Source organism: Halomonas sp. IOP_6 (assembly GCF_021151565.1).
Taxonomy (GTDB): domain Bacteria; phylum Pseudomonadota; class Gammaproteobacteria; order Pseudomonadales; family Halomonadaceae; genus Vreelandella; species Vreelandella alkaliphila.
The window spans coordinates 128,061-139,961 of the sequence record NZ_JAIRBO010000007.1; the positions used below are offsets into that span (position 1 = coordinate 128,061).

9 protein-coding genes and 1 tRNA gene are annotated in these 11,901 nt (G+C 52.3%); 2 read left to right on the forward strand and 8 right to left on the reverse strand.

Going from position 1 to position 11,901, the window contains the following annotated elements; translation table 11 throughout:
• Positions 1–29: 29 nt before the first annotated feature.
• The 4 genes from sbcB to minC all read right to left on the reverse strand — a co-directional run bounded on the left by sbcB (position 30) and on the right by minC (position 3,660).
• Positions 30–1,523: an exodeoxyribonuclease I gene (sbcB, locus tag K7H08_RS14045; RefSeq protein WP_095602807.1), complete on the reverse strand. Its 1,494-nt coding sequence runs from the start codon at positions 1,521–1,523 to the stop codon at positions 30–32.
• 163 nt (positions 1,524–1,686) lie between these two features.
• Entirely contained in the window at positions 1,687–1,938 is a 252-nt protein-coding gene (gene minE, locus K7H08_RS14050; RefSeq protein ID WP_038480946.1) for a cell division topological specificity factor MinE, read from the reverse strand.
• Entirely contained in the window at positions 1,935–2,753 is an 819-nt protein-coding gene (gene minD / locus K7H08_RS14055; RefSeq protein ID WP_009724070.1) for a septum site-determining protein MinD, read from the reverse strand. The genes minE and minD overlap by 4 nt, the downstream gene beginning before the upstream one ends.
• A 157-nt stretch (positions 2,754–2,910) precedes the next feature.
• Positions 2,911–3,660, reverse strand: coding sequence for a septum site-determining protein MinC (gene minC, locus K7H08_RS14060; protein ID WP_038480943.1), 750 nt, complete (start codon positions 3,658–3,660; stop codon positions 2,911–2,913).
• A gap of 183 nt (positions 3,661–3,843) precedes the next feature.
• On the opposite strand from minC, the gene K7H08_RS14065 reads away from it, so the two are divergent.
• Positions 3,844–6,651, forward strand: a complete 2,808-nt coding sequence (locus tag K7H08_RS14065) for a DUF349 domain-containing protein (protein ID WP_231658291.1) — start codon at positions 3,844–3,846, stop codon at positions 6,649–6,651.
• A gap of 121 nt (positions 6,652–6,772) precedes the next feature.
• Here K7H08_RS14065 and phbB read toward each other — a convergent pair whose 3' ends face one another.
• On the reverse strand, positions 6,773–7,519 hold the full coding sequence (phbB, locus tag K7H08_RS14070) for an acetoacetyl-CoA reductase (protein WP_038480937.1): 747 nt from the start codon (positions 7,517–7,519) through the stop codon (positions 6,773–6,775).
• 276 nt (positions 7,520–7,795) lie between these two features.
• Here phbB and K7H08_RS14075 point away from each other — a divergent pair.
• Positions 7,796–7,872: transfer RNA gene (locus tag K7H08_RS14075), tRNA-Met, on the forward strand.
• A gap of 573 nt (positions 7,873–8,445) precedes the next feature.
• On the opposite strand, the gene K7H08_RS14080 is transcribed toward K7H08_RS14075, so the two are convergent.
• Genes K7H08_RS14080 through kynU form a run of 3 tightly spaced genes read right to left on the reverse strand, consistent with a single transcriptional unit; the run spans position 8,446 to position 11,888 of the window.
• Positions 8,446–9,828: a sodium-dependent transporter gene (locus K7H08_RS14080; RefSeq protein ID WP_231658292.1), complete on the reverse strand. Its 1,383-nt coding sequence runs from the start codon at positions 9,826–9,828 to the stop codon at positions 8,446–8,448.
• Between the two features lie 31 nt (positions 9,829–9,859).
• Entirely contained in the window at positions 9,860–10,654 is a 795-nt protein-coding gene (locus tag K7H08_RS14085) for an alpha/beta hydrolase (RefSeq protein ID WP_231658293.1), read from the reverse strand.
• Between the two features lies 1 nt (position 10,655).
• Entirely contained in the window at positions 10,656–11,888 is a 1,233-nt protein-coding gene (kynU, locus tag K7H08_RS14090) for a kynureninase (RefSeq protein WP_231658294.1), read from the reverse strand.
• Positions 11,889–11,901 lie beyond the last annotated feature (13 nt).

Genomic DNA, 11,901 nt, shown 5'->3' on the forward strand with positions numbered 1-11,901 from the left:
TGCGAAACGAATTAGCTAGACTCACCAGCTCAGGCATCAAACGCCTGAGCTGGCATCATCGACTCAACGTACATCACCAACTCTTCCAGCACTTGGCGCTCGCGATCCGATAGGATCTGCTGGTTATAACGCTCTATCTCTCGCGCAAAGGCTTTCAGCGTAAAACCCGACAAGGCCGGATCATTGATACGCATCCAGCGAAACGCATCCCACTGCTCGCGCTCTTCGCCCTCCAGCGTGTCTGGATAACTACGCGCACGGTAGCGAAACAACATTTCCTCCAGGCGAGGATCTTGAAAGGCAAAGCGCTGGCCGACTAAATCCCAGGGATCCATTGCCAATGCTCGCTCCATTTGCTGGCGATCAGCCGCAGAGAAAAAGCTGCCGGAATAGAGCATTAAGTCAGGGTCTTGAGGCACATCTTCGTAGGCTGCGTTAAATACCTCAGCTACTTTTTGCGCCACACCGCTAGCCTCTCGCAACGTTTTCCAATGGCCGCGACAGGCATCAATATCAATCGTTAACCGTTCAATGATCGTGCCGTATTCACCTTTATGGGGGCCATCCACATCTTTTAACACCGTCGCTGGAAAGATGACTGGGCAGCGATTAATGTGGATCACTTTCAGCGGTATACGCACTTCCCCCTCGGAAAGGTCCTGCTGGCTTACGAACACACGTTCTCTGATTTGCTCGGCACTCATGGTCAGCAAATCACTAGGATCAACGCTTAAATCGTAAACAATAACGCCATTAGGATTCGTCGGATGCTCGGCCAGTGGCATGACTAATGCACTACAGCCACGGCTGGCAGGGTAACGACGGGAAATATGCAAAAGCGGTTTAGCGCTAGGCAAGTCTAACTGCTTGGCCACTGCACGCTTGCCACGCATGCCCAGTAAATAGTCGAATAATTTTGGGTTTCGAGCTTTTAGCAGACGCGCCAGCGCAATGGTGGCACGTACATCAGCCACCGCATCATGAGCACCTTCATGGGCAATGCCATTGGCCGCCGTTAAGTGCTCAAGTTTGAAGCTAGGCGCACCATCTTCCCGCTGCGGCCACTCAATGCCGTCGGGGCGCAAGGCGTAAAACGCGCGCACCACATCAATCAAGTCCCAACGGGAATTGCCGTTTTGCCATTCGCGGGAATAAGGGTCAAGCAGGTTGCGATAAAACAAGTGGCGGGAGATTTCATCATCGAAGCGAAGGCTGTTATAGCCCACCACGCAAGTGCCTGGCTCACTCATAAAGCCTTGGACCTGGCGGGCAAACTCCCCCTCAGGCAAGCCTTTCCGCTGCGCTTTTTGCGGTGTAATACCGGTAATGAGGCAAGCAGCAGGGTGAGGCAGGTAGTCATCAGCAGGTTTGCAGTAGAGCTCTATCGGCTCACCGATTTCATTAAGCTCGGCGTCAGTGCGTAATGCGGCAAACTGAGCGGGCCGATCGCGACGCGGATCAGCACCAAATGTCTCATAGTCATGCCAGAGAAAACTGGCAGGGGCAGCATTAGGTGGCGCCATTGATGAAATCTCCTTGAGCATAGCTTCCCGCCTACAAGCCAACGAACCACTTGCCGAAGCGGGTACAAAAGCCCAAGCCTAGCATAACCGCAACGCCTCTCGCCGCCCCTCTTAGCGAATAGCCATGCTTAACGACTGGCTATGCTGCTTCCATATGCAAACGTCAACCTTTCGGTAGCGTAACGTTGAGCTCCAACACTGAGCAATTGTCTTCGCTATCAAGTGAAATTTGAATGGCATCATCATCGACCTGTACATAACGACGAATGACTTCCAACAGCTCGCGCTCGAGCAGCGGCATATAATCTGGCTGACCGCGCTGGCCGCGCTGATGCGCCACGATAATTTGCAAACGCTCCTTAGCCACCGAGGCGGATTTCTTGCGCTCACGCTTCAAGAACTCCAGCAATTTCATCGCCGACCACCCCCGAACATACGGTTCAACAATCCCTTACGCTGTACTTCATGAAAGCGCAGAGGCATATCTTCACCTAATAGGCGCGATACAGTATCTGAATACGCCTGACCTGCATCGCTCGCCGCATCGTGAGTAACGGGAACACCCTGGTTCGATGCACGTAATACCGCTTCGGATTCAGGGATTAAGCCAAGCAGATCGATAGACAAGATTTCACGAATATCATCAAGGGTCAGCATGTCCCCAGACGTTACGCGAGAAGGGTTATAGCGCGTAATCAGCAGATGCTCTTTAACAGGGTCTAAGCTTTGTTCAGCGCGCCGCGTCTTGGAACCAAGCAATCCCAAAATGCGATCAGAGTCACGCACTGAGGAAACTTCAGGATTCGTGACAACAATCGCCTCGTCAGCGAAGTACATAGCGAGTTGAGCCCCCCTCTCAATACCTGCGGGGGAGTCACACAAGATAAAATCAAAATCTTGTTTGAGCTGCTCAAGGATTCGCTCTACGCCTTCCTGCGTCAGTGCATCTTTATCACGCGTTTGAGAGGCTGGAAGAATAAACAAGTTTTCAACGCGTTTATCGCGAATCAGCGCTTGGTTAAGCCCTGCTTCCCCTTGGATAACGTTTACCAAGTCATAAACAACGCGGCGCTCACAGCCCATGATTAGGTCGAGGTTACGTAGACCAACATCGAAATCAATGACGACTGTTTTTTTACCGCGCAGGGCAAGTCCTGTTGAAATAGCGGCAGCGCTGGTGGTCTTACCAACCCCCCCTTTACCGGAGGTCACTACAATAATTTTGGCCAAGAGTTACTTCCTTCTTGAAGTCGTTCATCGCGAGCGCGTTTAAAGGATCGCACTGCGCATAACGGGAACATCAATGTCAACAACATGACATACTGTAACGTATAGCGCTTGCGACGTCGCTAGGCATTAAGCACCAACACACGCTCATGCGTTTGAATTAACCCAGCGGCTTAATTTCCAGCTGCTCTTTAGCGAAATGCACCTCTGCAGCACGGCCAAGCAACTGTGAATCAATATCTTCTAACCGTTTGTAATTGCCTGCCACAGAAAGAAGCTCTGCTTCCAATTCTCGACAGTAAATACCCGCCTGGGTATTGCCATGAATACCCGCCAAGGCACGTCCGCGAAGCGCTCCGTAGACGTGGATACTACCAGCCGCCAGGACTTCAGCGCCCGCATTTACTGCCCCAATCACCACTAGATCGCCTTCTGATGCGCTTACCTGCTGGCCAGAGCGCACCGTACCGCGAAATAAGCGTGTTGCTACCGCAACCACTTCCTGGTCGGCAGCTTCCACCTCATCTATGGCGTCATCAGGGGTAGCAGTAGTATCAACGCTCTCTAATAGCCTAGACCGCCCTTCTTCAACAGGGGCAAACCAGCCTAGCCCTAATGCCCAGGCAGATTGACGTACTGGCTCAGCTCCGCCACGTACGGCGACCGGCAGTAATTTATGATCGCGACATACCGCGCAAATGCGCTCAAGCGCCAAGTGAGGTTCATCGAGTTTTTCCACGCTCAGCACAACCGGTGTATGCTGAAAGAACGCGGGGGATTGCGACAACTTGCCAGCTAGCTGACTTCGTATATGTTCCGGGTCAGCACTGCTCAATTCCATGACGGTCATTGGCAGCATGCCACCTTTAAAGGTGAAGGCAATGTCGGCACTATTGGCGTTGAGGCTCATGGCCGAACTCCATGTCATGTTCAGGTAAGATAAAGGTAGCGCAATCTCGCGCTGGGTGTTGTGAAGAAGTATTAATCATCACAGCGCCTACAGCAAAGCTAAGCGACAGCGCCGATGACTGCAACTATCTGTCATCGGTAGTTGATTTTTTTTCACGCTACGCACCTCTCTGCAGGATGATCCATGCACGGACTGTTAAGACGCCTGTTCGCTCCTCGGTGGCAGCACCCTGATCCCGAGGTGCGTCTCAAGGCACTCGACCAGCTTGACCCTCAACAACCAGAACAGCAACAAGCGCTAAAGCAATTAGCACAGGATAAAGAGAGTAACATCCAGCTTGCTGCTCTACTGGCCCTTGATGACTTAGCGGAGCTTGTCAATGCGCTTCCAGAGCATCGTCAAGACGAAGCTTGGTTTAACGCGGCTTGCCAGCGCTTATGTGGCTCACAGGGCCACACCGACCTGCAAAAACGGCAGGCTATTGTGGCAGAGCTATCGGAGCCTCGGTTGCTCAACGCCATTGCACTTCAGGGAGACAACCTTAATCTGCGGCTCGCTGCGTTAGAGCAATTAACCGTTGAAAGCGACTTCGTCCACCAAGCCTGCCATAACGGCGTGGCAGCGGTGCGCCATCAAGCGGCTCAACGAATTGAAAGTGAAGAGAGCCTCAAAAAGCTATTAAAAGAAGCGCGTCGTGACCGCCAGGTCATTCGTCTGGCGCGAGAAAAGCTCACCCAACTGCGCAATGATGCTGAGTGGCTAGCGGATCAACAAGCCCAGCGTGAGCATCTGCTTAAACAGTTAGAACAGCACGCCAGGGCTCCCTGGGAGCCGCTGTATGGTGGTCGCTTCCGTCATTTGGAGCGTGAGTGGCAAAGCCTTTCCCACCCGCCCAGCGTGACGCAAGAGCAGCGTTTTCATCAGGCAGCGCTTAGCTGCCGAAAAACACTGCATCATCATGAAACGCAAGAACAAGCGCGTCAGCAGAGCATTGCTCATCGCGAAGAGATTGAACGAACTCGCGATCAACTGCTTGAAGGCATTGAAGAAACGTTAGAGGGCCTGGCACATGCAGAGCAGCTAACAGTTCAGGATATCGATAGCCTACGGGCTCAACGCCAACTACTCGGCCAGCGTTGGCAATCCCTGTCAGATCAACACCCGCCTGGCGAGAGCGTTCAACAACGCTATAGCCAAGCACTGAAACGCTATGAAGTATGCATGGAAGCATGGCAGCGCTGGCAAGCCATCAGCACAGATATAGAAACAGCCATTGCCAACCAAGATAACGTGGCCATTGCCAAGTACGTTAAGCAGTGCGCTTGGCCTAAACACATAACGCCTCCAGAGCTACTCAAGCATGCACAAGCGTTAAAAGATGCTGACGTTTCTACCAAACCCACTCCTACCGCGTCACTTAACGCGCTTAGTGCCGACGTGGATAACTTTGAACACTTGTTAGAGCGTGGTGCCTTTAAAAGTGCCAGCCGCCTCTATCAACGCCTCAAGCCCTCCATCGACGAACTGACAGGGGAAGACGCCAAGCCGCTAAAAGCACGCGTGAAACAGCTAGGCGCACGGTTAGCAGAACTACGTGATTGGCGCGGTTTTGTGGCCGGCCCTAAACGCGAGCAACTCTGCGCTAGCATCGAAGCGCTGGCTGACGATCAACACATGGCAGACGTTGCTCTTGATCGCCATCATCGCCAGTTGGTAAAAGAGTGGAAATCGCTCGGCGATGCCGCTGCTAATCGCGAACAGTCGGCACGCTTTCGCGCGGCCTCTGATCGCATTCACGAGCGTTTGACTCCCTGGCGAGAACAGCTTAATCAAGAGCGTGATGCCAACCTAAAAGGCCGTGAAGCACTCTGCGAACAACTTGAAACGTTGCTTGATCAGCCAGCAGAGGATGCCGACCCCGATGTATTGCGCGAGATCCGTGACAAAGCCCGCCACCAGTGGCGTCACTACTCTCCGGTTCCTCGAGACCAATCAGAAACCGTTGGCCGTCGTTTTGGAGCTATCCGTCATCGCCTCCAGGCGCTTATTGACCAGCGAGCAGAGCAGATCGCTAGTCAAAAGCGCATGCTTATCGAACAAGCGAAAAGCTTACAGGATGACCACGAATCACCCTTAGCCGCCCGCATAGCGAGCACAAAGCAGCTACAGCAGCAGTGGCGCGCGCTGGGTCGTGCTCCAAAAGGCGAAGAGCAAGCCCTATGGAAAGCCTTTCGTCATACCTGCGATCAGCTCTTTGCTCAGCGTGACGCCCACAAGCATGAACAGGCAGCTCGCCAACAACAGAAGCTCGATCAGTTGCAAACATTAATTGACGAAATGGATAGCTGGCAGCCGACGCAAGCCGAAGAATCTGCCACCCTTGCGTCTTATCTAGAAAGCATTAGCCAGCTTGAGCCGTTGCCACGTAATCGACGAAGTGACGGCATGCAGAAACGCCTTAGCGGCATTGTAAGGGCTAAACGTGAGCGCTTAAGCCGCCTGGAAATTGCTCATACAGTGCAGCAATGGCACAGCGCCTTACCGCTGGTAAATGCGCATATCGCCGCAGACCAACAAGCACTAGCCGGCGAAGAGCCACAAGCAGTTGATGCGAAAGAGGTATTGAGTGACGGGCTGCCTGCTATTTTTATGAAGGCTCACCAGCAGCGCAATCATGCGCGGCTCACCACTTCCACTCCCCTCTCAGCCGAAAAACTTGCTGAGCTAGAAGATGGACTGGCTCGCCTGAGAGTGCATTTGTCTTTGCTAGCGTTAGGTAGCGTCAAGCAGCGTGATGAACCTCTCCGCCTGGCGATTCAAGTAGAACGGCTAAATGAAGGGATCAGTAACGAACGTAGCCGACCAGATGAGATTATCGGCATATTAGCAGCACTTATGGCGCTTGGCCCCATGCCTAACCAATTGTGGCGCAAGGAAGCAGAAGAGTTTGACAATCTTTTTAGTCGCCTAGCGCGAGTGCCTCACCCTTAAGCCCTTTATATAAGTACGTTACACAAGTACTTCTCCCCCCCCAACACTAGCAACGGGAGGCGAATAGCCTCCCGTTTACGCTTTTCCGTGATTGAATAAATCTGCTTATCGCGTTGGGCGATTAGCCCATAAACTGACCGCCGTTAATATCAATATTGGCGCCAGTAATAAAGCCTGACTCTTTATCTGCTAAGAACGTTACCAAGCGACCGATCTCCTCCGGTGTACCGTAACGCTTCACTGGAATGGTTTCACGAATGGCTTCACGCACCTGCTCGGGAATTTTCATGATCATATCGGTGGCAATGTAGCCAGGCGACACGGTATTCACCGTAATGCCTTTGGTTGCCGTTTCTTGTGCCAGCGACATGGTCAACCCATGCATACCTGCTTTGGCAGCCGCATAGTTCACTTGCCCGAATTGACCTTTACGGCCATTGATAGAAGAAATATTGATGATGCGACCGTAGCCCTGCTCCAGCATCATTTCAATAACGCTGCGGCACGTGTTGAAGACGCTATTAAGGTTGGTATCGATCACTTGATACCACTGCTCATAGGACATCTTCTTCATGGTGCCATCGCGAGTAATGCCAGCGCAGTTAACTAACACGCTGATAGGCCCATATTTTTCTTGGATTTCGCGAGCACCTTCTAGGCAGGCATTGTGGTCGGAAAGATCGACACCCGATAACGCGATGTTGTCATAACCAGCGGCTTGCTGAGTTTCCAGCCAGGTTTTGGCTTTCTCAGGATTATGATATCCCGCGACTACCAAATAACCCGCATCCGCCAATGAGTGACAAATTGACGTTCCGATTCCACCAGTTCCACCAGTTACCCAGGCGACGGGGGCTTGATTGGCCATTGACTACCTCCCTGATATGACAAATGGCTTGGACGCTAAGCATTATCATGATGTCGCAAGCCATCCTAAATAAGCGCCGAAGCGCCTCAGCATTTACAGCATGTCGTATTAATAGTTGGACGACATACTGACAGTAAGCTTTTTATTATCCCTATTGGAAGCATAGCTTTACTCTTCCAATGTTGCAGCACGATGAAGGTCGCGACTAGCAATATAAGCGTTTTATGCAGGGGGTTGACTTCGCGCAAAAAATGCGTAGAATACGCCACACGTTGATGCGGGGTGGAGCAGTCTGGTAGCTCGTCGGGCTCATAACCCGAAGGTCATCGGTTCAAATCCGGTCCCCGCTACCAAACATAGAAAAAGCCGTTACCGAAAGGTGGCGGCTTTTTTGTGTCTGAATTTTGTGAAGAAAACGCGCAAAGACATCAACTTAGCCCTTCATCATTCCACGCAGGTCATCGGTTCGCTTTTGTTTTAACGTCGGCGGTCCCCGCTACCAAACATAGAAAAAGCCGTTACCGAAAGGTAGCGGCTTTTTTGCGTCTGAATTTTGTGAAAAAAACGCGCAAAGACATCAACTTAGCCCTTCATCATTCCACGCAGGTCATCGGTTCGCTTTTGTTTTAACGTCGGCGGTCCCCGCTACCAAACATAGAAAAAGCCGTTACCGAAAGGTAGCGGCTTTTTTGCGTCTGAATTTTGTGAAGAAAACGCGCAAAGACATCGACTTAGCCCTCCATCATTCCAAGCAGGTCATCGGTTCGCTTTTGTTTTAACGTCGGCGATCCCTGCTACCAAACATAGAAAAAGCCGTTACCGAAATGAACTGCACCCCAAAAGTTGGACACTCATCCAACGATTGGGGTGTTTTTTACAATGAAGCGTTCGAACTGTTAGTAGTACAAAGCTACAAAGAAGAATTATTAGGAGAGACTTCGCACCATAACCACTAAAATCATTAATGGGCAGACCACACGGATATACCATGGCCACAGCCGCCAAAATAGAGTGTTCTCGATCTCCGGAGCGCCTTGACACAACTCTTTAAGCTTAGCATTTCGAGACATTAGCCAGCCTACATAGAGGCAAACTAAAGCGCCAATCACCGGCATGCTATTAATGGTGAGGCCGATCACTAAACCAAACAACAGATCAAAATTAAGCAGGATGAGCGTCGATCCTGCAAACGCAATGCCGCCAATCAGAAGTGTTGAAAAACGACGTGACAAACTGCCTGTTTCCTCCAGGGTCGATACTGGCACCTCCAGCGCAGGAAACATTGATGTCAGTGCCGCAACCGCTAATAACCCAAAAAACAGCACTTCCATCACGCCACCTATGACACCCAACCGAGCAAACATCGCCGGCATCACATCGAACAGCAACGTCGCAGAGCTGGTCAGCTCCCCCTGCTCATTCAAAACCTCAACTCCAACAGCCTTGGCCACATAGAGCGACGGAATAATCAAAAGGCCCGCGATAAACGCCACACCCATATCAATAAACATCACCTGGGCCCCCACTCGGGGTAAGTTCGCATTGCGACTCAGATAAGAACCATAGACCACCATGGCACCAATGCCGATGGACAGTGAGAAGAAAGCCTGCCCCATGGCATCTAGCATCAGCTCGGCATTAATTTGTGAAAAGTCAGGCAATAGATAAACAGTTAACCCTTCTATCGCCCCGTCGAAGGTGAGAATAGTTAAAATCAATACCAGCATGGTAACGATCAATAGAGGCATCAGACGTTTGGTCCAGCGCTCAATGCCGCGATTAACCCCCAGTAGCACCACGCAAATCGTCATGGCCATAGCCACCAATGCCAACCACCAATCGCGTCCGATGCTACTCTCCGCCAACCAGCTCTCCACCGTGCTCATTCCAAGCACATGTGCTACAGGCCCTAATGCTTGGCTAATTAGCCATCCTGTAACAATGGCATAGAAGGTCAAGCCTAACGTAGCCACACAGATGGCTCCCAGGCCAATCAGTTGCCCCGCTCGTCGCGGCACTCCCTTTCCTCCCAGCTGCCCCATGGCATTTATAACGCCACTTTGGGCATAACGTCCTAAAGTCAACTCCGCCATCAATGCGGGGTAAGCGAGGACAAAGGCCATCCCGACATAGATCAACAGAAAAGCGCCACCACCGTTATTGGCGGCCATTGAGGGAAAGCTCCATACATTGCCAAGGCCCACCGCCGCGCCCGCAGCAGCCATTAAAAAGCCGAAACGGCTTTTGAACTGGGCACGACCACTAGGAGCAGCTTTATTATCTGCATTTTCAGTTTGAGATTTTGTCATTGGAATTATCTCATCACGTTAAGAAATCAGCTCAAAAAGGTAGTGCCTCGAGCCGTTCGAGAATGTCGAAATGATCACAATTGGGCAGCGGACATAGCTCTGCCGCCACACCCGCTGCTAAAGCGCGCTCATATAGCGCCTCTCCCTGGCTACGAAAGCTCGGTGGATCAAATTCACCATGCACAAGCATCAGTGGCGGCAGGCCCTGCAAGTCATGGCATAAAGGACTAAGCCGTTCAGCCTGTGCGCCATCCAACTGAAGAGGTTCATCAATATAGGTTCCTGCCAGTGGGCGCAGATCATAAATACCGCTGATCAACCATAGAGCTTCAATCCCCTCCAGACGTCCATTCCCCAGGCAGCTCATGATAGCCAGTTGAGCACCGGCACTATGGCCTCCCAGGTAGATACGACCATTTAGCCCAAGGGTGCTGGCTTCGCGTTGCAAATACCTCACGCCCTGCTGGCAAGCCGCCACCATGGTCTCGATATTGACCTCTGGGGCCAGTGGATAGTCCAGTGAGGCAAAAGCCCATCCTCGCGACAGCCATGACTCAGCCATGAAATCAGTCGCCATCGCGTCCAACTGCTGCCAATAGCCACCATGCAAAAAAACCATCAACGGCCAGGGACCCTGGTTTTCGGGAAGAAAGAGATTGAGTCCCTCCAATGCGTGGGCTCCGTAGACCAAACGCCTCGGCTGATGACGCGCCCGTAAACAAGCCCCTCGTTCAGCTTGGCGATCCAGAGTCGCTTCGAAGTCCCGTGCCCAAAGGCTCGGCGAATAGGCCCGTCCTCGTGCGTCACGTTCCTCGCAGAAACTCACCTTAGGTGACCTCTGAGCGCACTTGGAAACGAGGCTCTAGATATTCACGGTGCTCCACCACCTCACGGAAATGGCGTGCGGCCTGCCAAACGTCTTCATAGCTAAGATAGAGAGGAGTAAAGCCAAAGCGCATTAACCCAGGCTCCCGGTAGTCACCGATTACACCCCGAGCAATTAACGCCTGGACGATGGCATAACCATGCTCAGGGTGAATTAATGCCACCTGACTACCGCGTTCAGCATGAGGCGGGGTGATGTCTTCAATACCCTCGGCTTTAATGAGATCGGCTAGGCAGTCGCGGAACAAATCCCCCATGGCTAAGCTTTTTTGCCGCAGGGCATTCATATCGACCTCCTGCCAAAGCCGAAGTGAGGCTTCTAGGGGAGAGTAAATAAGTGCCGAGTGGGTGCCACTGCGAAATCGAGTGATGCCCTGAGCCGGCACATAGTCACCATCGAAGGCAAACGGAGCAGCGTGGCCGTGCCAGCCGGAGAGTGGCTGCCAGCCGCCATCCTGATGATCTTGATGCACATAGATAAAGGCAGGCGCTCCAGGCCCTCCATTGAGGTATTTGTAGGTGCAACCAACTGCGTAGCGGACGCCACAACCGTTCAGATCAACCGGTATCGCTCCAGCGGAGTGAGCCAAATCCCAGATGACTTCGGCGCCCTGCTTATGCACTTCAGCGGTAATAGCAGCCATATCGCGCTGGCGCCCGGTGCGATAATTGATTTGGCTCAGCACCACGGCGGCTACTTGCTCATCCACATAGTCCGACAGCGCTGCCCCCTCGGGAAGAACCCGATGCTCGAAACCGGCAAGGCGGCATAACCCCTGTGCGATATAGCCATCGGTCGGGAAGTTGCCACCCTCGCTTAAAATCACTGGGCGTGAACGCTCTTGAGAATCAGCGATGTAGCCTAATAACTTAAATATATTAATCGAAATGTTGTCATTGATAATGACCTCTCCTGCCTGAGCACCGATCAGCGGTGCCAGTAGATCCCCTAAGCGTTCAGGCGCATCAAACCAACCTTGGTTCCAGCCTTTAATCAGCTCATCACGCCACTGGTCCAAGGTGGCTGCCAACGCATCTCTGGCAACTGCTGGCTGGGCACCTAGAGAATTACCGTCCAGGTAGATCATGCCCTCCGGAAGGGCAAAGCGAGCCTTAAAACCGGCCAAAGGATCACGGCGATCCATTTCATGCACGTTATCAAGGGTTGGTGTCATCGTGTGCTCCAGG

Coding starts and splice junctions, on each gene's coding strand:
- minC (WP_038480943.1), bottom strand. CDS start 3,660: ATGAGCCTCAACGCCAATAGTGCCGACATTGCCTTCACCTTTAAAGGT.
- sbcB (WP_095602807.1), bottom strand. CDS start 1,523: ATGGCGCCACCTAATGCTGCCCCTGCCAGTTTTCTCTGGCATGACTAT.
- kynU (WP_231658294.1), bottom strand. CDS start 11,888: ATGACACCAACCCTTGATAACGTGCATGAAATGGATCGCCGTGATCCT.
- minE (WP_038480946.1), bottom strand. CDS start 1,938: ATGAAATTGCTGGAGTTCTTGAAGCGTGAGCGCAAGAAATCCGCCTCG.
- K7H08_RS14080 (WP_231658292.1), bottom strand. CDS start 9,828: ATGACAAAATCTCAAACTGAAAATGCAGATAATAAAGCTGCTCCTAGT.
- K7H08_RS14065 (WP_231658291.1), top strand. CDS start 3,844: ATGCACGGACTGTTAAGACGCCTGTTCGCTCCTCGGTGGCAGCACCCT.
- phbB (WP_038480937.1), bottom strand. CDS start 7,519: ATGGCCAATCAAGCCCCCGTCGCCTGGGTAACTGGTGGAACTGGTGGA.